The organism is Nocardia rhizosphaerihabitans (genome assembly GCF_014646295.1).
In the GTDB taxonomy this organism is placed as follows: Bacteria; Actinomycetota; Actinomycetes; order Mycobacteriales; family Mycobacteriaceae; genus Nocardia; species Nocardia rhizosphaerihabitans.
The window spans coordinates 167,145-186,244 of the sequence record NZ_BMNE01000003.1 but is presented as its reverse complement, the minus strand read 5'-3'; the positions used below and the strand labels follow the sequence as shown (position 1 = coordinate 186,244).

The 19,100-nt window shown below is 65.2% G+C and carries 23 protein-coding genes and 2 pseudogenes; 12 read left to right on the top strand and 13 right to left on the bottom strand.

Features of this window, described 5'->3' with window-relative positions:
• Positions 1-89: 89 nt before the first annotated feature.
• Positions 90-959: a universal stress protein gene (locus IEY60_RS13665; RefSeq protein ID WP_229739808.1), complete on the top strand. Its 870-nt coding sequence runs from the start codon at positions 90-92 to the stop codon at positions 957-959.
• On the opposite strand, the gene IEY60_RS13660 is transcribed toward IEY60_RS13665, so the two are convergent.
• Positions 931-1,314 (bottom strand): ImmA/IrrE family metallo-endopeptidase, encoded by a 384-nt coding sequence (locus IEY60_RS13660; protein WP_189027922.1) that lies wholly within the window; start codon positions 1,312-1,314, stop codon positions 931-933. The two genes, IEY60_RS13665 and IEY60_RS13660, sit on opposite strands and share 29 nt — an antisense overlap.
• A 68-nt stretch (positions 1,315-1,382) precedes the next feature.
• On the opposite strand from IEY60_RS13660, the pseudogene IEY60_RS35730 reads away from it, so the two are divergent.
• A pseudogene (locus tag IEY60_RS35730) lies at positions 1,383-1,522 on the top strand (transcriptional regulator); the annotation flags it as partial.
• 174 nt (positions 1,523-1,696) lie between these two features.
• Complete coding sequence (locus IEY60_RS13655; RefSeq protein WP_229739807.1) at positions 1,697-2,266, top strand: pyridoxamine 5'-phosphate oxidase family protein; 570 nt, start codon at positions 1,697-1,699, stop codon at positions 2,264-2,266.
• Between the two features lie 549 nt (positions 2,267-2,815).
• Here the strand turns inward: IEY60_RS13655 and IEY60_RS13650 are convergent.
• The gene (locus tag IEY60_RS13650; RefSeq protein WP_189027920.1) at positions 2,816-3,157 is read right to left on the bottom strand and encodes a hypothetical protein; all 342 of its coding nucleotides are present in this window, start codon (positions 3,155-3,157) and stop codon (positions 2,816-2,818) included.
• 16 nt (positions 3,158-3,173) lie between these two features.
• Here IEY60_RS13650 and IEY60_RS13645 point away from each other — a divergent pair, with 16 nt between their 5' ends.
• A complete protein-coding gene (locus IEY60_RS13645; RefSeq protein ID WP_189027917.1) occupies positions 3,174-3,689 on the top strand; it encodes a trypsin-like serine protease in 516 nt (171 codons plus the stop codon).
• A 133-nt stretch (positions 3,690-3,822) separates the two neighbouring features.
• Here the strand turns inward: IEY60_RS13645 and IEY60_RS13640 are convergent, their stop codons facing one another.
• Complete coding sequence (locus IEY60_RS13640) at positions 3,823-4,080, bottom strand: SHOCT domain-containing protein (RefSeq protein ID WP_189027911.1); 258 nt, start codon at positions 4,078-4,080, stop codon at positions 3,823-3,825.
• 253 nt (positions 4,081-4,333) lie between these two features.
• On the opposite strand from IEY60_RS13640, the gene IEY60_RS13635 reads away from it, so the two are divergent.
• The 3 genes from IEY60_RS13635 to IEY60_RS13625 all read left to right on the top strand — a co-directional run bounded on the left by IEY60_RS13635 (position 4,334) and on the right by IEY60_RS13625 (position 6,854).
• Complete coding sequence (locus IEY60_RS13635; protein ID WP_189027909.1) at positions 4,334-4,588, top strand: hypothetical protein; 255 nt, start codon at positions 4,334-4,336, stop codon at positions 4,586-4,588.
• A gap of 1,198 nt (positions 4,589-5,786) precedes the next feature.
• Positions 5,787-6,353, top strand: a complete 567-nt coding sequence (locus IEY60_RS13630; RefSeq protein WP_189027906.1) for a hemerythrin domain-containing protein — start codon at positions 5,787-5,789, stop codon at positions 6,351-6,353.
• Between the two features lie 87 nt (positions 6,354-6,440).
• Complete coding sequence (locus IEY60_RS13625; RefSeq protein WP_189027904.1) at positions 6,441-6,854, top strand: cupin domain-containing protein; 414 nt, start codon at positions 6,441-6,443, stop codon at positions 6,852-6,854.
• A 32-nt stretch (positions 6,855-6,886) separates the two neighbouring features.
• Here the strand turns inward: IEY60_RS13625 and IEY60_RS13620 are convergent, their stop codons facing one another.
• Positions 6,887-7,489 carry a chloramphenicol phosphotransferase CPT family protein gene (locus tag IEY60_RS13620; protein WP_189027900.1) on the bottom strand — a complete coding sequence of 201 codons (603 nt, stop codon included), beginning with the start codon at positions 7,487-7,489 and terminating at the stop codon, positions 6,887-6,889.
• A 60-nt stretch (positions 7,490-7,549) separates the two neighbouring features.
• On the opposite strand from IEY60_RS13620, the gene IEY60_RS13615 reads away from it, so the two are divergent.
• The gene (locus IEY60_RS13615; RefSeq protein WP_229739806.1) at positions 7,550-8,227 is read left to right on the top strand and encodes a P-loop nucleotide/nucleoside kinase family protein; all 678 of its coding nucleotides are present in this window, start codon (positions 7,550-7,552) and stop codon (positions 8,225-8,227) included.
• A 178-nt stretch (positions 8,228-8,405) separates the two neighbouring features.
• On the opposite strand, the gene IEY60_RS13610 is transcribed toward IEY60_RS13615, so the two are convergent.
• The 7 genes from IEY60_RS13610 to IEY60_RS13580 form a co-directional block, all read right to left on the bottom strand.
• The gene (locus tag IEY60_RS13610) at positions 8,406-9,266 is read right to left on the bottom strand and encodes an MspA family porin (RefSeq protein ID WP_189027898.1); all 861 of its coding nucleotides are present in this window, start codon (positions 9,264-9,266) and stop codon (positions 8,406-8,408) included.
• 85 nt (positions 9,267-9,351) lie between these two features.
• Complete coding sequence (locus tag IEY60_RS13605) at positions 9,352-11,421, bottom strand: ATP-binding protein (protein WP_189027896.1); 2,070 nt, start codon at positions 11,419-11,421, stop codon at positions 9,352-9,354.
• On the bottom strand, positions 11,414-12,757 hold the full coding sequence (locus tag IEY60_RS13600; protein ID WP_229739805.1) for an FAD-dependent oxidoreductase: 1,344 nt from the start codon (positions 12,755-12,757) through the stop codon (positions 11,414-11,416). Before IEY60_RS13600 ends, IEY60_RS13605 begins: the two co-directional genes overlap by 8 nt.
• Positions 12,758-13,366: 609 nt before the next feature.
• Positions 13,367-13,720: a MerR family transcriptional regulator gene (locus IEY60_RS13595; RefSeq protein WP_229739804.1), complete on the bottom strand. Its 354-nt coding sequence runs from the start codon at positions 13,718-13,720 to the stop codon at positions 13,367-13,369.
• Between the two features lie 757 nt (positions 13,721-14,477).
• Positions 14,478-14,861 (bottom strand): cold-shock protein, encoded by a 384-nt coding sequence (locus IEY60_RS36510; protein ID WP_268241472.1) that lies wholly within the window; start codon positions 14,859-14,861, stop codon positions 14,478-14,480.
• Positions 14,827-15,039 carry a hypothetical protein gene (locus IEY60_RS13585; protein WP_189027890.1) on the bottom strand — a complete coding sequence of 71 codons (213 nt, stop codon included), beginning with the start codon at positions 15,037-15,039 and terminating at the stop codon, positions 14,827-14,829. The genes IEY60_RS36510 and IEY60_RS13585 overlap by 35 nt, the downstream gene beginning before the upstream one ends.
• Before the next feature lie 425 nt (positions 15,040-15,464).
• Entirely contained in the window at positions 15,465-15,884 is a 420-nt protein-coding gene (locus IEY60_RS13580; protein ID WP_189027886.1) for an Hsp20/alpha crystallin family protein, read from the bottom strand.
• Between the two features lie 157 nt (positions 15,885-16,041).
• Between IEY60_RS13580 and IEY60_RS13575 the strand changes: the two genes are divergently transcribed.
• From IEY60_RS13575 to IEY60_RS13565, 3 genes are all read left to right on the top strand, one after another.
• The gene (locus IEY60_RS13575; protein WP_189027883.1) at positions 16,042-16,347 is read left to right on the top strand and encodes a MerR family transcriptional regulator; all 306 of its coding nucleotides are present in this window, start codon (positions 16,042-16,044) and stop codon (positions 16,345-16,347) included.
• A 105-nt stretch (positions 16,348-16,452) separates the two neighbouring features.
• The gene (locus IEY60_RS13570; RefSeq protein WP_189027881.1) at positions 16,453-16,827 is read left to right on the top strand and encodes a hypothetical protein; all 375 of its coding nucleotides are present in this window, start codon (positions 16,453-16,455) and stop codon (positions 16,825-16,827) included.
• A complete protein-coding gene (locus IEY60_RS13565) occupies positions 16,824-17,051 on the top strand; it encodes a hypothetical protein (protein ID WP_189027876.1) in 228 nt (75 codons plus the stop codon). Before IEY60_RS13570 ends, IEY60_RS13565 begins: the two co-directional genes overlap by 4 nt.
• Before the next feature lie 261 nt (positions 17,052-17,312).
• Here IEY60_RS13565 and IEY60_RS13560 read toward each other — a convergent pair whose 3' ends face one another.
• Positions 17,313-17,879 carry a GNAT family N-acetyltransferase gene (locus tag IEY60_RS13560; protein ID WP_189027874.1) on the bottom strand — a complete coding sequence of 189 codons (567 nt, stop codon included), beginning with the start codon at positions 17,877-17,879 and terminating at the stop codon, positions 17,313-17,315.
• A gap of 139 nt (positions 17,880-18,018) precedes the next feature.
• Positions 18,019-18,393 (bottom strand): annotated as a pseudogene (locus IEY60_RS13555) (alpha/beta fold hydrolase); the annotation flags it as partial.
• Here IEY60_RS13555 and IEY60_RS13550 point away from each other — a divergent pair.
• The gene (locus IEY60_RS13550; protein ID WP_229739803.1) at positions 18,380-18,691 is read left to right on the top strand and encodes a TniB family NTP-binding protein; all 312 of its coding nucleotides are present in this window, start codon (positions 18,380-18,382) and stop codon (positions 18,689-18,691) included. The pseudogene IEY60_RS13555 and the gene IEY60_RS13550 overlap by 14 nt on opposite strands.
• Positions 18,692-19,100: the final 409 nt, after the last annotated feature.

The following is a 19,100-nucleotide window of genomic DNA, read 5'->3' as shown; positions in this document are numbered from 1 at the left end:
AGCCAGACACCTCCGCCACACGACAGTCGAAGGAACCGCTCATGACTGCCCCCAGCGTGGACCCGCAATCGCCGACAGCGGCACCGGTTGTGGTCGGCATCGACGGCTCTCGAGCCGGCGGGCTGGCTGTGCGATGGGCAGCCGAGACCGCTGCCGCGGCAGGACGGCGCCTGCGCATCGTGCACGCTGCCGATCTGACTGCCGCGCACATCCTGCTGGATCCATACGAGTTGCCCATGGCCTCGGTGACAGATGCCATGCACACCTTCAGTGCCGACTGCCTGGCCGCGGCGCGGCAGCAGGCACAGGCCATCGATCCCGCCCTGATCATCGAAACCGAAGTCGTGGACGGCACCCCAGCCCAGGTGCTGATCAACGAAACCGACACCGCGCACCTGACCGCAGTCGGCGCGTTGGGGCTCAGTGGCGGCGGGCTGTTCGGTTCCACGGTGCTCGCCGTCGCTGCGTATGCGCACGGTCAGGTGGTGATCGTGCGTGACTGCGGCTCCGAACAGCCAACCCGACACCTCGGGCCTGTGGTCGTCGGAATCGACGAAAGCGAGTACAGCCGCACCGCTTTGGCAGCTGCCTTTGCCGAAGCCAACCAGCGTGACGCCGAACTCGTCGTGGTCCACTGTTGGAGTGACCTTCGGTTCGACTGGTTCGCCGGACTACCCGACGTTCTCGCGGATCGCACCGCGCAAGCCGATGCGCAAGAGTTGATCAGCGCGCAGCTGACCGGCTGGACGGAGAAGTACCCGGAGGTGCCGGTCGTTCGGAATATCTACGTGGCGGGCCCATCCCATCATTTGATCGAGTGGTCCAAATCGGCGCAGCTTGTCGTCGTGGGCAACCGCGGCCGTGGCGGTTTCCCCGGGCTCCAGCTCGGCTCCACCAGCAACGCGGTGATCCAGTGCGCCCACTGCCCGGTCATGGTCGTCCATCCGCGGTCCGGGTGAACCGGCCGCCGGCACGGTCGGCCAGTAGCTTCTCGATCGCGGCCACGTCCTCGGCTCGCCCATACCGTTCGGCGCGCAACTGTTCACCGGGAACGAGGAACTCCGCCGCAAACGCATTGGCACGGATCTCCCGCGGTGTTGTGGAGCCGGCAACGCTCTCATCGATCAACACATTCTCGCTGTCTTCGGCGAAGATATGCCCGAGTTCATAACCGAGGGTGAATCTTTGGCGGGTGGGAGGCAACTTGCTGTTGATCAGCGCAAGCCTGAAGTCGCCTCGGACGACACTGAGTCCGTCTATGCCTGCGGGAAGTTCTGCGACTGCCACATCAATCCAGGTGGTCGCGTTCACCATCGGACACCGGGCGCACAGTCGCACCCAAGGCCAGTGCCCGCTCGGTCAGCAATCCGAGATACCCGCATGCACGACGCGGACGCGGAGGTGGCCTGGCCATGACCGAACTCGGTCACACCGGCTCGGTCGGATGGCTCGCGCGGCGTCTCGAAGGTGAGACGAATGCGACGGCGCCAATCCGCGCCCGCTGCGGTCGGGTTGCTTGCTGTGGGCGCGGACTGCAAGCAGCGCGGTTACAGCTGTCCGAAGGTGCAGGACACCGGCGGGTCCGCAAGTTCGGGGCGGTTAGATTAGGGCTGGGCACGATGGTGGTCCCCGGGAAGGCTCGAGAGCCAAGGTGACTGTCGCGGGCGGCCGCACATATTACGGTCGTCGAGTTCCCGTGAAGACTGTGGCGATCGTCCCGATCAGGGACGCCACCGGCCCGACACGGACGGACAGGCGCATTGGCGGGCAAACGAATACCCACGACAGGAAGGCGCAGACGATGGGAAGCGACGACCCGAGCGTCAAAGAACTCGCTGTCAACGAATGCTGGGCGCTACTCCGTACCGGGGAGGTAGGCCGCCTCGCCGTGTGGGTGGACGACCATCCGGATATCTTCCCCCTCAACTACGCAGTCGATCACGGAACCATTGTGTTTCGATCCGCACGAGGCACCAAGATGTCCGCCGCGTTGTCGGATGCGCCCGTCGCGCTGGAAGTCGACGGCTACATCTCTGAGTCTCACGAAGCCTGGAGTGTGGTGCTCAAGGGACGTGCCGAAGGGATCCGTGAGATCGGTGATCTGATGGACACCGTGGATCTCCCCCTGTATCCGTGGCAGGCCGGGGCGAAGAATTTCTTCATCCGACTCATACCCACCATGGTGACCGGTCGCCGGTTTCCCGTTGTCGACCCGGCCGCTTGGCAGACCCCCTTCTCGAATGTGCGACGGTCTCCTTCGGAGTAAGACACCTTTGCTGCGGTACTGCCCTCGCGCAGATTGAAGATGTGCACGAGTCCGAGCGATCCGCCGATCCGCCCGAGCAGCGACGCTCCGGCGGTACCGCGGCATCGCCACGGATAAGGGCACAAGGACCTTTTCTGAGGTGGTTTACGCCGACAGTCGCGGTGAGCAGAGGGGATAGTCCTGAGCAGAGTCGGAAGAGCGTCGATACCCAGTCGACTGGACTGGGCGGCGGCATGTTCGCCGGCGCGCACGGCGCGCCGACCATACAGCAGCGCCCTCGAGGCCTCGCACCAGATCGAATCCTCGAACACGATGCGACCGCTGGGCGGTGGATGTGTCGGAGCCAAGGCTTGGTCCACCGCGATACGTCGGATGCGGTTGTGCTGCAGAGGTCGCGGTGACCGGTCCAGCTGGGCCTGTGCCGACGAGGGCATCGAATCGGCCGCGTCACCCCCTGGTTTTCGGGCGGTGCCGTCGATGAGCCGCGACAAGCCCAATGCCAGAGGGATTCCGGTGGATCTGGCCATGTCGGTGAGGAATCGTGCCGTTTCAGGGGCTTCGGCGAGGTAGGCGATGGTGGAGCGGTCGTGGGTGCCGGTGTTGCCGGTCTCGGCCGCGAAGAACGGCGGCAGGGTGCCATGTGAGGGGCGTGAGCGAAGCCGGGTCAGGGACCGCAGGCTGGGTGGGAGATTTCGCGCGCGGCGGTTCGTTGGTGAGTTTGCCGCGGTCGATATCGGTGCGCAGCACATTGAGGAAGGCCGCGGTCCCCGGCGTGGCGACCATGAGGTTGACGGCCTCACCGCGAGGAGACAGGGTGCGCTGCATCGTGATCGGCTCCAGGTGCCCGACGGTGTAGGCGGCGCCGTGCCGGTGACCGGGTAGATAAGGCATGCCCGATCCATGGCCGATGGCGATTCGGGATTTTGGCAAATTCAGGCCAGCCAGTCAGCTGCCTTTGTTCGGTGAAGGGTTTGTGACCTCGGGCGACGATTCCACCCTCGCACAGAACGACGGGTACTTGTGGCTTTCGACACCCCTCGGCACTCCCCTGCTGATCCCTGCCTATGGCTCGATCACCGTTCAGATAACCGGGATCGACGAGCACGGCGATGTCCGCAGCGGGACCGGACTCACCTTGGTTCCCTGGCATGTGCTGACAAGCGCTCACGTAACCCAAGACACGGCGGAAACAGCCTTTCGGGAGAGTTGCTTCCTGTACTCCGCAGTGACACGTCCGGGCAACAGCGGCGGGCCTATCGTCGCCGGCGACGGCCGAGTGATCGGGATCGTTGCCCATGACACGTTCGACAAGGCCCGAGGCGAACAAGCCCGCTTCTTCCGCGGCATTCCCGCGAACAAGGTTGTCGGCGCACTGGCCGACCTCGGATTTGCACACCTGACAACGCTCGAGGACTGGTCCTGATAGCGAGCGGCCGTCGACAGGTGGCTGATCGAGTGTTTCGATCCGGCCTGACTCGTGCCCGCCTCCGATCACCGCGGCTGAGCTGAGCACCGAACCCGGGCTGTCTTTCCGTGGCCGTCGCCGAGCCGCCGGATCACTGTGGTGCGGTGGTACGCAGGACAGCCAGCCGATCCGCGTACTCCTGGGCATCGATCTCACCGCGCGCGAAACGCTCTGCCAGTACATGTTCGGCGCCAGGCGGGGCAGGACGCAGGCCCCGGTCGCTGTCGGTTCGGAACAGGTACCGCAGTGCGAGTGCGAATCCTGTGATCAACAGCCCCCAGAACAGGACCATTCCGAAACCCATCCACACATACCCCCAACCACTGACGTCGTGGTCATACCAGTGCATCGCCGCCTCCTTCTGCCTAACCGTGGGCCGCGGTTTCTTCTCGCCCCTGCCACCATGTCCCGAGCGGGCCTGCCGAGGAAAGGGCCGAACGCCACCGTCGGGGAGTACCAAGTGCTCCTCAGATGACCTTTGTCGGATCCACCCGGGACCAACGCCTCTCACAGCGGGAAACACGGTGAGCGACAGTGATTCGACGGACCGCCGAAACATCACCGGACGCGGTCCACTCGATCCGACACCGGAGGAAATCACCGTGAGCGACAGCACTGCCAGCGAGACGTTTCACAGCAAGCCCGGCGACAGCCTCGCCGACCCGTACAACATCCCCGGCATCTTGCTCTTCATGGCAGGAGTGGTCGGCCTCGCATCGACCCTCACCGCGGCGGGCTACGGCTACGGTGGCTGGACCGCGCTCGGCGCGGGAGCTACCGCGGTCTGCTTCATCGCCAGCATCACGGTGTTCGTCGTCGAACACGAAAGGCTGCGCAGGCTCGCCCGGCGCCGTTGACCCAAGAGCTGCAGGCGAAGCGCACAGCCGCCCGCCTGCACTTACCCGCACACGCAGCGAAACGCCGACAACGAACTGGCTTCGCCCGGCACGCCACTGCTGCATGCGCGCAGCGAATCCGATTCGACGGCAGACACCGAGCAGCACCTTGCGGGCGCCGAAAAAGCTGCGGCAGTTGACATCGGGTGATCACCCTTGCCCTCCACCCTCGATCCCGCAACACCGGGCAGGTCCTGGCATCGCGGCCGACAGCGCTATCGCCCTCGATAAACTCACCGTCGCCGAGATTCTCACATCTGTTGCCGCGCCCAGCGATGCTGTCGTGCCATGAACACGACCCTGTGGCAGTGGCTCATCGTGTTCGCCGTCGTGTTCGTGGTGAACCCGATGCCGGCGTTCGGCCCAGCCAACGCACTGCTGCTGGTGTTCTTCAAGCTGAACTGGCACCTGGACCCGGTCGCTGTGGTGGTCCTCGGCGCTTTCAGTTCCCGGGCGGGCCGCTATGTGCTCGCCGCTGCAACCAATCGGCGCGCAGGCCGTCTCAGTGCACAACGCAGGGCCAATCCGGCGGCTGCCGGCGGCTATCTCACCGGTTCCGGTCCGCAGATTCGCCGTGCTCGCGGTGTTCTAGGTGCTCCCCTGCCCGTCGGCGCAGTTGTTCGAAGCGGCCGGGCTCATGGGTCTTCGCCTGCAACGGTGTCGGGTAGCCGCATTCGTGCCAGCAGAATCCGCACTCTGGGCAGTCACCTGCGATGTCCCATTGATGTCGATGAGGGGTGGTGTCGTCTTCGAGGCTTAGTTCACCGACCCAGTCCGATCAGCAACTCCGTCACTCGAACCATTTCGCCGGGAGTCGCTTCGGGGCCGCCGGTAACGACTGGAGAAGCGGCACTACCGTGGCCGGGGCTTCTCCAGCTACACGCCTAACGATGACTTCTGCCTCCTCGAGTCGCACAAGCAGTTCCTCGAGGGCGTCGGTGCAAGTTCAAATACTGTGCATCCGCGTTCTGGCACTGAGACCGGGCGGCAACGACATCGGTGTGCTGGTGATCCGCTCGCTGCGGCCTGCCGGCCCAAACTTGTCGAGGTGGTCCTGACCGGAAACAACGCGGCGGTGCGTTATCGTCGGCTTGTCGACGAACACGCCCGTTGCCCCGGCGTCGCATGCTGACCTGACGAGCCGTTTCAGGAAGGAATCGTGGATATCACCCAGCTGATCCTTGATGACCACCACGAGCAGCGGCGGCTGTTCGCGATCTTGGAACAGATCAACCGGACCGATACCGATGCGCTTTCCTCGATCTGGGACAGGCTCGCCTCGTTCCTGGAACTCCACGCGCAGGCCGAGGAGGAGATCTTCTACCCGGCCTTGCTGCACGCCGGAATCGCGGCCCGACGCAAGGGCGCGGTAGAGAACGAGGCGCTCGACGCCATCCACGACCACAACGACATCAGGGACGCGGTGGCCGCGGTGGCGCATCATCAGGTTGGCACCGATGACTGGTACGAGGCCGTCGCGTCGGCCAATCTCGCCAACAGCGACCACATGGCGGAGGAAGAACGCGAAGGTCTCACCGAGTTCCGCCGACTGGCCGGCGTTCCGCAGCGCCACGAATTGGCTGTCACCTTCGCCGCCTACGAAGCACGCCACTACACCGGTGTGCGGCCGGTCGACAAGGATCCCCTCGGCTACGTTCGCGCAGCGGAGAAGCGGGAGCCGCCGGCGAACGGATCGCTCGGTGTAGGCAGTCTGAGACAAGTCTGATCGTCGGGACCGCCTGCTAAAGTTCGCGTCAGGACTGCTCACGGCCACTTTCGGCAACCTGAGGGTATGTGATGACAGAGACGACCGATGCCGGTGCGCAAGGATCAAGCGCCCAGACGGCAAGGATCTTTCGGGCGCAGCGCCAGGAAAAACCCGTGGGGTCATGAGTCGATCTTCGCGGTTGTCGACGGCAAATACGTCGGGAAAGTTCTGCATACAGCACGGGCACGCGTTGAGTTTGCAGAAGCACCTGCAGAAGGAGGAGACATCCTCGTGCTCGCCGGCCGGGCGCGGGTCGACTACGGCCCCAACGAAACTGAGCTCACCAGCGAGGAACTCGGCCCAGACGAAGTGATCCACCTCCCCGCCGGCGCCGTATACCGGGTGACTGCGATGACCGACCTTGTCATGGTCGAGGCGTCGACAGCCGACCCGGGGTGGCGCGAGGACATCATCAGGTTCGACGACAAGTACGGTCGTCAGGGCGAAACGGCTCCCTGAAGCACGAACAGCGGTATCCGCACACCTACCTGTTACCCGAGTGGCGGCCTTTGTTGCCCCAGAACGACCCTGGCCAATTCAGCGGGCGTCCCGGTGGTCGTGTCGACGATCGTGTCGTAGGGGTAGCCATGATCGTGCACCGTAGGGAGATGGCCCCGTGCCAACCCGATTGTCTTGCCACGAACCAGTTCCCGCTGCTCGGCGACGGCCAACGGGCAGGTGACGCACACCAGCTGCACGTCCAGGTCGGCCAGCGCCTCCATCCACATCGGCAACAGATCCGGAGACAACAACATCTCGTCGACGACCAGGTGATCACCGCCACGAGCGAACTCGGCAGCCGCAGCGAACGCCGACCGCAGCATCCGCAATCCGACGTGTCCGTAGCGGATCACCAAGAGCGGGTGACCGTCCGCATCCTGCTCGCTCCGGTCATACCAGAATCCGTCACGACTGAGCGGACCATCGCGTCCGCCACCCCAATTCGGCGGAACCAGGCCGAACAAGGTGTCGATCCCCCAGTACACGAACGGGACGTCGCTTTCGTCCTGGATGGCCCGGGCCAATGTGGTCTTACCCGCGCTCGATATGCCATTGAGGAAGATGACTCGAGGAGGGAGTCCGCCGCCGCGCATCCACCCACGCTATCCGGTCACCAGAAGTGCGTCCTCCCATCGTTGCCTTCGGGTGAGATCGTGACACGCCGGCAATCCGGCTCATCGCCTACCGCCTTACCACGCCAGCCATCGGCAACAGCAGGTTCGACGACGATGTCTGACGTGCCAGAATGTTCTATGCCCAATCCCCCAGCGCGGCCGGTACTCTGCGTCGTCAGCGGACCTCCGGGATCGGGGAAGTCCACGCTCGCCCGCGCGCTCGCCGACGATATCGGCGTCCCCGCGATCATTCGCGATGAAATCAAACAGAGCATGGTCCTGGCCACTACACCAGCACGCGACACCGGGTATGACGATCTCGACATCCCCACCCTTCGCGCCTTCTTCGACGTCCTGACTGTGCTGGCCCGAGCCGGGGTCAGTGTCGTCGCAGAAGCTGCGTTCCAGGACAAACTCTGGCGCCCCAACCTGATGCCGTTGGCCGAATTCGCCGAGATTCGCATCATCCACTGCACGGCCCCGCAATCGGTCCTGCACGCCCGGATCGCCCACCGCGCCGCAACCGTTCCCCATCGCCGTGCCCACAACGATGGCGACCTACTCGCATCGATCGCCGCCGGGACACACACCACCGACGCGTTCGTACCGGTGCGGATGGACGTCGCGGAACTGACCGTCGACACCACCGACGGCTTCCGGCCCGGTCTCGTCGCGATAGCGAATTTCGTCTCTCAACCCGGCCGGGGCGCAGACTGACCTTCGCGACTGTCGCCGCACCGATGCGCCGCGCGGTCTCGACACCACCAATGCCGATTACTCATCGAGCAGGTTGACATCATCGATCAGGAGCAGGCCGGGTCATGCTCCCGTTCACCTCATCGTGCCCGTTGCTCCGTGGGCCAGGTTACGTCGCCCGCCGCGGTGCGGGGGCTCACTACAGTGTGGTGGGATCGCCGAACACCGCTCCGCTGTCGTCGACTTCGGGTGTTCTGGTTTGCACGTAGGTGTATTGGCGGATGGTGGCCGGGCCCGCGCAATTGTCGACTTTGATGTGGAAATCGCGGGTCACGATCCGCACGGTCTTGCCCGGAATGAGCGCCTTGCCATCCCCGATATCGACGTTGGTGATGTCGCCGGGTTGAAGTTCCAATTCCAGGAACAGACCCGGGTCCACTGCGATGGAGGGGATGATGCCGTTGAACTCCTGAAACTGTCGCGATTCGGACTCCTGTAGTTGCCCGGACTCCTGCGTATGGGACTGCACCGACTCGCCGGAACTCGACTGCTCGACGGTGTCCGACTGCGCCTGCTCCGTCGCCTGCCGCTGCACCTGCTCCGTCGCGGAGTTCTGCTGCGGCCCCTCGAGCCCGAATTCCGTGGTGGGATCGATGCCGGGGAGCACGACATCGATCCTGGCCGCACAGCCGACGGAGTATCCGGTCCTGAGCACGCCCTCGGCCTGCCCGTCGAGCCGTCCGTAGGCGACAGTGGAGACGAACGCTTCACGGCTGGTGGGGGCGCCGTTCAACGGCGCGATTCGATAGATGACTTCGTCATGTGTGCCGACGGTGAAACTGCCCATCTCCGACTCGAAAGTCTTCTCGTGCGGTGGCAGATTGACGGTGTCGGCATGCGCGGTCGTCGGCTGCGACAGTAGGGTCAGCGCTGAGGCGACGTAACTCATTCTCCGAATGATTCGCAACATGACCCCGGACACTAGTGAATCCGAAGCCGTTTTCCCTTCGTCGCGCGGGCGCGTGTCCCGACCGATGCGGCTTCTTATTCGCTCGTTCATGTGGCACCACACCGGTTCGGCAATGTGGTGAGGCGTCTACCGGCCGTGGAGACGCCGAATCCCAGTTGCGACGAGATTCATCGGATCATCGGTCGAGTGACTCGGCGCCATATAGCTCGATCTCCCACATCTTTTCGATGACCCGCTCCACCGCACGGGTGAGATGACGGCGGTAGGTGGAAAAGGGCAGTCCGAGTAGCTCGGCGGCACGTTCCTGGGTGGGCGCCGGTCGCAGGTAGGTGCGGTCGAGTACACGGTAGAGCTTTTCGCCGCGGGGATCGTCGCGCAAGGACTCGACGATCGTGGTGAGCAGCTCCCGTAGCGTGACGCCGGTGGCCGGACCATGCCGACCGCGCACAACCTTGGAGCGCAACAACGGGCTTCGCTCGAGTCGACCGCCTCGACCGAGTTCACGCAATGCCGACCGAACCGCTTCGGCGAACTCGGGCTGGGAGAGGACGAGTTCGGGCACCGGTGGCGCGGGTCGTGCAGTATCCATGCCGACGACGCGGTCATTGGTCAGGTCGAGCCATTCGGCGATACCCACGCGTCGCCAGTCGTGTGCGTAGACCGCGTAGCGTCGTCCGCCGACTTCGTATCCGGCTTCGTGCGCGCGATGGAAGCCGATGTGGTCCATGAATGGTTCCCATGCGTCGGAGTCCGCGAAGGCGCCGATGAATTCCCAGGTCAGATCAGGTTGCGACAGCCAGTTCTGGGTCGAGCGGGCCGTGACCACGTTGATCGTCGGCGACGGGCGCTGGTTCAGTTCCGCATCGACGAGGAACCGGCCCGCGTGCACCGGCTCGCCGGGCCGGGGTCGGCCGTACCTGGTCGCGTAGTCCCACATCGCGCGCGTGCCGGGGTCGGTGGCCAGGTCGGCTTCGGTCGCTTCGTGCAATGCCAGCCGACAGAAGTAGCCGATCGGCTCTGTGGCCGGACCCTGGACCACGACGAATTGTTCGGGCTGGCGGTCGAGCCAGAATTCGACCAACTCGGCCTGTTCGGGCCCCTGGTGCCGTTTCGTCATCGCCAAGATCGATTCCCGGAACTCTGCGCGGTATCGGTCGGGGAAGGCTCGACCGAAGCTCGACCAATCCCAATACGCTGAGATCGTCGGGTTGTGCCGGTGCAGAAACACCAGGTCCGCGACCGGCCGGCCACCGTGTTCGGCGGCGGTGTCGAGCGATTCGATGAGGTGCCCTCGTACGCGCCCGTGCACTTCGAGATAGGACTCCGGATCGCGCCAGCGCAGATCCGCGTCGAGGACGTCGCGAGCGATGTCGTGCGGAGCGAGCCCGAGTGGTCCGCGTTCGATGATCGAGAGCTCGCACAACCATCCGAATACTCCCGAGCAGTCGGGCTCGCCGAGCGCGGCCCGCAGCAGCGCCTCGGTGGTGAACCGTACGTGGGCGCACACCTCGAGCGCCGCCCTATGACGTCTGCTCGGCACGGATTCGACGAACCGCGCGAGCAGAGCCCGCACCGCGTCCGGCGCGTCGACCAACGTGGCAGGCAACTCGCCTGCGGTCTGGGCGAGCAGATCGACAAGGAGCGACAAGGCCAGCGGATGACCATGGGTGAGCGCCAGCATCCGTTCGTGCTTGTCTTCGGGTATCTCCGCGCCCCGGAGGTAGGTACGGGCGTCATCGGGTGCCAGATTCCGCAGCGAGACCACGCGCAGCAATTCCCGCCAGCCGGGGTCGTTCAACCACTCCCGGGCGGGTGGATGTCGACCGGCGATCACGACCAGGACGTTGGTCGCCAAGCCGGGCAGAAACGTCTCACGGAGCCAATCCTCCAACGGCGCAAGGCGTTCGAACGTATCGATGACCAGCACCGATGTCGCCTGGTCCGATCGGCGCTCAGGCTCGGCCATCGCTGCGTAGAACGCCGCGGGCGACGGCTCGATGGCGCGTCCGTCGACCCGCACCGTGCCGCGTCCGGCGTGCTCGGCCACCTCCAGCAATTCCGCGAGCAGTGTCGTCTTACCGACACCACCCGGCCCGTAGACGAACATCACCGAGAAGGACGGCTCGTCCGCATCGAGCGCCGACAGGAACAGCTCGACTTCACCCGCGCGTCCGACGAACCGACGCCGACGGGCCAGCCGGAGCCGGTCGGCGACTGTTCTCCGCTGCGCTGAGGGGCTATTCACCGGCCATGTGTATCAGCTCCGCATCCGCGACACGCTCCGATCGACCCATCCCGCGCAGAACCCGCGCGATGATCTCGGGCCGCATCAGCCGCGACGGATGGTCGAGCAACGCCGAGACCAGAAGGAACTGCGCGGCGACCACCGGATCGTGTCTGCCCACTTCGAGTAGGTGGCGGACGTACCGATTGACCAGCCGGATCTGGAGCGGCCGCGCACCTTCGACCAGTGGCTGCGTCAGATCCGCACCGACAGCCAACCGCCACGCGACATCCACCGGCGCGGCAGCAGCCCGGAAGAAGCGGCGTTCCACATCGTCACCGCCCACACACAGACAATCGCGCAGCGCGATGGCCTGCAGCGCCGCCACCGACATACCTTGGGCGTAGATGGGATTGAATCCACACATCGCATCCCCGAACACGATCAGCCCCTGCGGAAATCGACTCAACCGGTCGTAACGGCGTCGACGGTTGGCGTCGTAGCGGTAGGTCGCCACTGCTGACAGCGGCTCCGCGCGCCGCAGCGCGTCGACCACATGCGGCGGGGCGAACGCCGCGATGCCGTCGACCATCTCCTCGAAACTCGTAGCAGGGTGATGGCCCCGGTATCCCGTCGCGGTGAACAGCCAGGTGTCGTCCTCGGTCGCGAACAACGCCATTCCTCGCGGCCGGTCCGGAGCTGGACCGATCAACACCAACTTTTCCGGCTCGGTGCCGGGTTGCAGCCGCACGGACAGGCTGGAGTAGCCCATATGGACAGAAACCGATTCCTCGGCCGGCATTTCGTAGCCGAGTCCTCTCAGCCACGTCGGGGTTCGCGTACCGCGACCCATCGCGTCCACAACAAGATCGGCAGACAGGACCTCCTCCGCACTCCCCGCTGCCCGAGCCATGACGCGGACACCGATCACCCGCCGGCGTGTCCCGTCCGAAACCAGACCGACCACGTCGCTGCCATCGGCGATCCGCACCCTCGGCAACGCCCGAACCCGTTCCCGCACACACCCTTCCAGACGCGGTCTGGTCGGCAAGTAGGTCAGGACGCCCGGCTGCACGTCGGACGAGAGACGGTTGCCTGCGATCGAGAAATAGAACTCTGTGTAGTCCTCGACAACCTTGGCGCCGCCAGACACCAGGTCGGCAAGCAAACCCGGAAACAGCACCTCCAGTGCCTGTGATCCACTCGGCAGCAACGCGTGCACATGCTTGCCCTGCGGTACTCCCCTGCGCGGCTCGTATGCGGCGCCGAGCCGATCTCGTTCCACCACAGTGACCCGGTCGTAGGAATCAGCCAGCACTCGTGCCGCGAGCAACCCTGCCATGCTCGCGCCGAGCACTACCGCATGTTCACCTCTGCGAACCATCGCGCACCTCCTGAAGTTTCGGCGATGGTGCGAGCCTGCGGCACCCGATTGCTCGGTTACCAGCCCATTTCACTGCTCATCTATCGCTGAGCAAGCGCCCGCCCTCCAGAGATTCTCGTGTGCCCGATCCGGCTCGAGGCGGTGCCCGGCCGGCCAGCCATGCCAGGCGTCGATCGTCTCGGGCAGCCAGCCGCGCACGGCCTTGCCCACCGGTCGACCTTCCTCATCGACCTCGCCGGATCGTGAGGCGCTGATGGCAGCCGTCTACCTGAGCCGCGCACTCGCTATGACCGGCCGCCTGCAGGGCTTCTCGGGAAGCGGCGGGGTTGACTCGGCCGTCCGCGAACGCGGCGCGCCACCTCACCAGGGCAACAGCCACCGGCAGGATGATCGGACGTCGATTCTGCGCGAGGTCGGCAGCGGTGGCCACCTACGAAGATATTGCCGCGCCAGTAGTTTCATGCCGTCTAGATGTGGTGGTGGTCGTCGTCACCCCGGCGGACGCGCGTCAGGTCACCGTCGAGTAACCCATGGCCGCCTGGATCCGCCGCGTGACGGATCCAGGGCCGGACGACGGTGCCGTCAGGTGTCGTCGCGGTTGTCGAGTTCGCGCTGCAGGTCGGTGTTGATGCGTTGTGCCTCGGCGAGCTGATCCTCGAGGATCACGATCCGGCACGACGCTTCCAGAGCGTTGCCGGCATCGACGAGTCCGCGCACGCGCGCGGCGATACGCAGTTGGTAGCGCGAGTATCGGCGGTGCCCGCCCGCCGAGCGTTGCGGGGTCAGCAGCTGGGCGGCGTCGAGGCCGCGCAAGAAGGCCTGGGTGACGCCGAGGATCTCCGCGGCGCGTCCCATGCTGTAGGCGGGGTAGTCATCGTCGTCGAGTTTGTCCGCGGCGCTGGGGCCGTCGGCGGGATCGATGTTCAGGTGCTGCACGAGGCCTCTCGGGTTCAACGCCGGAAGGCCCCGGCGCGCTGGGCGCCGGGGCCGTGATTTACGACTGAGGGATTGATTTCACTTGCGTTCACCGGCCGTGGAGGCCGATCTGAGACACCGCATCCGACACTTCCCGGGATGCGGGACTGGTAAATGACTGCTCAGTGGCCACCACCTCCAAGATTGTCGGTTCTACCTGCGTTACTGCATGGGGTTCGCGGTCTTCGCCCCCTCCGGCGGTCCGGCCGAGTGCACCGGATTCTCTTCTCCGCCGGAGGGGACGGTCGAACTGTCTTCCCGGGCAGTTCGCCTGCCCGGCCATCTGATTTCTCAACCGGAACGACAGCGACTGTATACCCCTACATCGAGAATGTCTACACCCGACACAACAGATTTACTCCACTGCTCGAATTCGTTGCCGAACGGCCGAGGTGACGTTGCAGGCCGAACGCCAGACGCCCTGCGCTCTGTCGGCGGACACAGCCGCCATCCCCCGCGCGGGGGGTGAATGAATTCGGCACGCCCGGTCAGCGGACTGGCGCGGATCGCCATTGCGGCACAGTGCTCGGATGCGGCCACCGGCGAGAGCGCGTGATGCGGCGGGGGCACGCCGTCCATGATTTCGGTCCACCACGTGTCCAGAGGGCTGGGTTCGGGCCAGCAGATCACGCGCGGCTCGACAGCCGCGGACGTGCCCTGTCGGGCGGTGGCGTTTTCGGTGGGCATGGATCTACCTGACAGTTGATCGGGACAGGGGTCAGGCGGCCCGCGCGCGTCGGCAGCGGGTCCGGCGCGACCACGCGCGGTCCCATCGCAGCGGGGTCGGTTCGGTGGTGTCGGTGGCGGGTTCGTCGTAGGTCAGGATCCGGACGGCCTCGGGCCCGCGGCCGGTGTCGGTCATGGTGAAGACCACGCGTTGTCCGGCGTGAAGGGCCTTGTAGCCGGGTGCCTCGATGGCGGTGTAGTCGCAGAACACCGCGGGCCCGCCGTGGTCGGGGCTCAGGAATCCGAACCCTTTCTCGGCGTCGAACCAGTCGACACGGCCGGGCTGCCAGGATATGGAGCCGGTGGCGGTGTGCTGGTGCGGGTCCGGATCGGTGTGCGGGTCAGCAGGCGAGGCGGGACAAGTCGTCGTAGGCACAGGGAATGCTCCATGCTTGGTCGATACGGTCGGACAGGTCAGCGGTGTCGATGCCGTGCTCGGACTCGACGGCGTGCACCGCGAGACCCAGCTCGCGGTCGGCGGCGAAGACGAAGGTCTCCCGGTCTGCGCGGTCGGCCTGCGAGGCAGCCGGGCAGGAGCCGGTGGCCGAGCCCAACGTAGGGCTCGGCCACCGGACCGAAGGGAGTCGGATTGAGCTCACCGGAAGAGTTCTTCGGGGATCGGTCGATACCCATCACCTCACTTTCGATGCCGGATCGGTCGAAACCAGCGGGCGCGCCTGCTACCTGCGAAGCGGACGGCGGCGGAGGGCTGCGCTGGGTTGCCGCTACCCGAGCCGCCGGCCGTCTTCGAGTTCGCCGGCGCGGCGCCGGGGGTGCTTCCAGGCGGTGCTGTGGCGGCTCATGCAGGCGAGGCGGGCACCACCGTGGCCGGGCGCCGATGGCGTCGATCTCGGCGATCAAGGCCGCGTAGTCGGGATCGAGCGCCACCAGATCGGTGTCGCACCACCACACTCGCCCGGGGCCGGTGTCGTAGCCGTTGTTGATGATCGAGGCTGACATCGTCGACCTCCACCACGGCTCAAACGTTGATGGCCTGACGTTCGCCGTCGCGGGCGATCTCGATCTTGCGTGGCTTGGCCTTCTCCGCGACCGGGATCGACAGGCGAAGTACCCCGTTGCGGTAGTCGGCGCGGATCTGGTCTGTATCGAGGCTCTCGCCCAGGAACAGCTGGCGGCTGAACACCCCGCGGGGGCGTTCAGCGGCGATCATCGACCGATTCGCGTCCAGGCCTGGCCGGGAGGCTCGCACGGTCACCACATTGCGTTCGACATCGAGGTCGAGGGAGTCCGGGTCGATACCGGGCAGGTCGAACTCGACGACGAACTCGTCACCGTCGCGCCAGGCATCCATCGGCATCGCTGCCGGCTGTGCCGCTGTGCCGAACACCTGCTGGGTCCACCGGTCCAGATCACGGAAAGGATCGGTGCGCATCAACATGGTCGCCACCTCCAACTCACTCCATTCGCGGTAGGATTGTCGTCAGATAACCTCTGCCATCTGACATAGATATTATTTAGCACTCAACCCAGATGAGTGCAAGTGCCGAAGCCAAGTAATCTGAGAGACAACCATAGGAATCGAGGTCAGGGCGCAGATGGTCTCCCTGCACGACCCAGTACCGGCAGCGCAGGCGGTGTACGCGATCTCCGTGGCCGCGGAGCTGGCCGGCATCGGGGTCCAGACCCTGCGCCTCTACGAGCAGCACGGCCTGCTCACCCCCGCTCGCAACGCGGGCGGCACCCGCCGCTACAGCGGCGAGGACCTGACCCGCCTGCACCGCATCACCACACTCACCAGCGAGGGTGTCAATCTGGCCGCGGTGGCCCGCATCCTCGAACTCGAGGACTCCGTGGCGGCCCTGCGCGCCGAATGCGATCGACTGCGCGCCAAGCGAAAGTAATCCCCCGAATGCGCCATCGGTCGATGACGCTTCAGTCCTCACCGGCGCCGCCTGGCGTGCGGTGAGCGTTGCGGATTTTGTCCTGCAGACAGCGGATCGCCGCGAATGTCGACCACGGGTCGCTCACGGTCAGGCCACCTCACAGCGGTCTGGCTCACCGACTTCGGCTACGGCTCCGGCTCGGAGCCCCGAGGACAACCCCACGTCGAGTCCGGTCGAGCCTTTGGCAGCCAGCGCGCGACTGATCGAGTGCCTCATGCGGTTCCGACCTCGGTCATCAACGACGCGAGCGCCGCCGGCAAGACCTGGGCCGAGATCAGCGCCGCGCTCGGCATGAGCGCCCAGGGCGCCATCGACCACCACCAGCACCAACGCGAGCTCATCGCGGACCAAGCCGATGGGGCAAGAGATCGCGCTTCGTCCGACCCTATGATCGCCCTGGCACTGGATGAACCGGTCAGGAGGCGCGAAAACGGATGAGCGCGAAAGTTCCTCGCAAGAAATTGACCATCGAGTTCGACGAACCCCTCCCGGCGGAGCTGTACGCGAACCTGGCTTCGCTGGTGTGGATGCAGCTACGCACGATCGCCGACGCGGCAGACTTCGAGTTCACGGTCTGCCATGACGGTCCTTCCTCGATGAACAAGGAGCTGAACCAACACTGGGATCAGTTCGCCCAGCAAGCCCAATGGGAGACCGAATAGCCGGGTTCCCAGGTGGTAATCCATCCGATCGGCGCCAACAGTTGATCGCGCGGGTCGAGCAAACGCGGACCTCTGCGGCGAGGGTGGGGCCCCGGTCGGGATCGTGGTCTGCCAGGCACAGGCCGCGCGCGGCCAACGCGCTTCGATCTCGGCGATCATCAGTGCGCCGAAGCTGCGGATCGTTCCAGATCGGATCGGCTGTACTCCAGCAGATCAGCGAGGATGTCGAGCCCCTGTCGCCCGAGTATGTTCGCCACCCGGTCACTCAGCATCGCGCGTAACCGGGTCGTCGCCGGATCCTGGGGCGCGGCGGCCTCGCTCATGCGCTCCACCCAGGCAGCGGGCCATGTCCAAAGCCATCAAGACGTCATCGACATAGCTATCACGGACAAGGAACTGGCCGACGAGTCTGCCTTCGACGCGGTAGCCGTGTGCAAGATAGAGCGACTGGGCTCGTGTGTTGGTCCCCAAGACACGGAGGGTGATCCGGCGGGCTCCGCGTTCGATCGCCTTGATCCGTGCTGCGTACAGAAGGAGGTGGCCGATGCCGTGGCCCTGATGGTTCGGGCCGACGGCGAATCCGTTGATCTCTTGGACATGGCCACTGGATGCAGGCACCGGGGAAGGTCGCAGCTTCACATATCCGAGGACGGCGTTGTCGTCGTATGCGAGCAGAACATTCTCCGGTGTTGTCCGATCGTCGAAGAACGGGGTTTCCCGCGGCCAGAGTGGGGCGGGACTCACCTGCGTCGACCAAGTGGCGTAGTCGATGGCAGCCAGCGCACGTTCGTCGCCATCGGCCGCGGTTCTTATCCCGATATCAGCCATCCCGTCCATGATTAGCGATGATCAACCCGGACGTGATGGGCTGACAAGCTATTTCGGACCCCAAGTGTGGTTCGGTCGATGGTCGAGCCCTCGGCCGCGTCCCGCGGCCAGGAGCAACGACTGACCGAAGATGACGCGATCAGCGGCGCAAGAACTCAATGCTGACACGCTCGCAGGCGTCCTTGGCCTCGGTGTTCACCCAATGGCCGCAGTTGGGGAACACATGCAGTTCGGCGTTGGGAATCAGCCGCAGCGGGATCGCCGCCATGTCCAGTGGGCACTGCCGGTCATCGAATCCCCATGTCAGCAAGGTGGGGCACTGCACCTTGTGCAGCATCGACCAGTATGGCGGCGTAGCCGACTGGGCGAGGAATTGTTGTTGCAGCGCAAACGCTTCCGCGCTGTACATCGCCTTCATCGTCTGTAGTGCGTCCGCGTGGTTCGCCGCTTGCCAGCGTTCCTCGATCAGATCGTCGGTGACCAGCTTCGGGTCGGACAACATGCAGTTCAGCCACTACCCGCAGTTCTATAGCCGTGTCGGGTTCGCCCACCACTACCGGCCACTCACCGGCGAAGAACTCACCATCGTCCTGAACCGGCACTGGCACAAACTCGGTCTCGAACTCGACCCTGACGACTTCATCGACGCCCAAGCCGTGGCCGCGGTCGCCCGCATCATTGGCGGCAATTTCCGTCTCCTGCAACGACTTTTCGCTCAGATCCACCGCATCTTGAAGATCAACGAACTCCATACCATCACCGCCGACGTCGTCGAAACCGCCCGCAGCACACTCGTCATCGGCGCCACCTGAGAGTGTGAGAACACCGCCATCTACTGCTGCGAGTCACACGTCTTCCCGGCCGGTCGTGGGTGTGGTGTTGGGGTACACCCCAGGTGGACGGACCTACCTACGGTTTTTCGGATCGTGTGGCCTGCGCTGGGGCGATTTCGAACAACCGAATGGCCGATTCGATGTCCACGACGCGGCGATCCTGGCCCAGGCGCTGCACCGGGTCGCCTACTGTCTGCACTCGCTGTCCACCGCCCTTCACTCGGTCACAACCGCAGAGGGTGGCACACTCGCACCCGCTGCCGCGCGCGCGATGGCCCGCGCGGCCGGCCGCCACCTTCAGCACTCTGTCCATGCATGTGATGCGGAATTGAACACCACCGCCGAGTAGACGTGAGGCCCGGATAGGGTTGGCGCCCAGCATCGTGAC

What these genes read in the sequence shown, in the direction of transcription:
- IEY60_RS13570 (WP_189027881.1), top strand. Translation starts at nt 16,453, where the DNA reads ATGTCGACCACGGGTCGCTCACGGTCAGGCCACCTCACAGCGGTCTGG.
- IEY60_RS13660 (WP_189027922.1), bottom strand. Translation starts at nt 1,314, where the DNA reads ATGGTGAACGCGACCACCTGGATTGATGTGGCAGTCGCAGAACTTCCC.
- IEY60_RS13610 (WP_189027898.1), bottom strand. Translation starts at nt 9,266, where the DNA reads ATGAACGAGCGAATAAGAAGCCGCATCGGTCGGGACACGCGCCCGCGC.
- IEY60_RS13580 (WP_189027886.1), bottom strand. Translation starts at nt 15,884, where the DNA reads ATGTTGATGCGCACCGATCCTTTCCGTGATCTGGACCGGTGGACCCAG.
- IEY60_RS13625 (WP_189027904.1), top strand. Translation starts at nt 6,441, where the DNA reads ATGCCGGTGCGCAAGGATCAAGCGCCCAGACGGCAAGGATCTTTCGGG.
- IEY60_RS13645 (WP_189027917.1), top strand. Translation starts at nt 3,174, where the DNA reads ATGGCGATTCGGGATTTTGGCAAATTCAGGCCAGCCAGTCAGCTGCCT.
- IEY60_RS13640 (WP_189027911.1), bottom strand. Translation starts at nt 4,080, where the DNA reads ATGCACTGGTATGACCACGACGTCAGTGGTTGGGGGTATGTGTGGATG.
- IEY60_RS13550 (WP_229739803.1), top strand. Translation starts at nt 18,380, where the DNA reads ATGCAGTTCAGCCACTACCCGCAGTTCTATAGCCGTGTCGGGTTCGCC.
- IEY60_RS13560 (WP_189027874.1), bottom strand. Translation starts at nt 17,879, where the DNA reads ATGGCTGATATCGGGATAAGAACCGCGGCCGATGGCGACGAACGTGCG.
- IEY60_RS13575 (WP_189027883.1), top strand. Translation starts at nt 16,042, where the DNA reads ATGGTCTCCCTGCACGACCCAGTACCGGCAGCGCAGGCGGTGTACGCG.
- IEY60_RS13620 (WP_189027900.1), bottom strand. Translation starts at nt 7,489, where the DNA reads ATGCGCGGCGGCGGACTCCCTCCTCGAGTCATCTTCCTCAATGGCATA.
- IEY60_RS13565 (WP_189027876.1), top strand. Translation starts at nt 16,824, where the DNA reads ATGAGCGCGAAAGTTCCTCGCAAGAAATTGACCATCGAGTTCGACGAA.
- IEY60_RS13650 (WP_189027920.1), bottom strand. Translation starts at nt 3,157, where the DNA reads ATGCCTTATCTACCCGGTCACCGGCACGGCGCCGCCTACACCGTCGGG.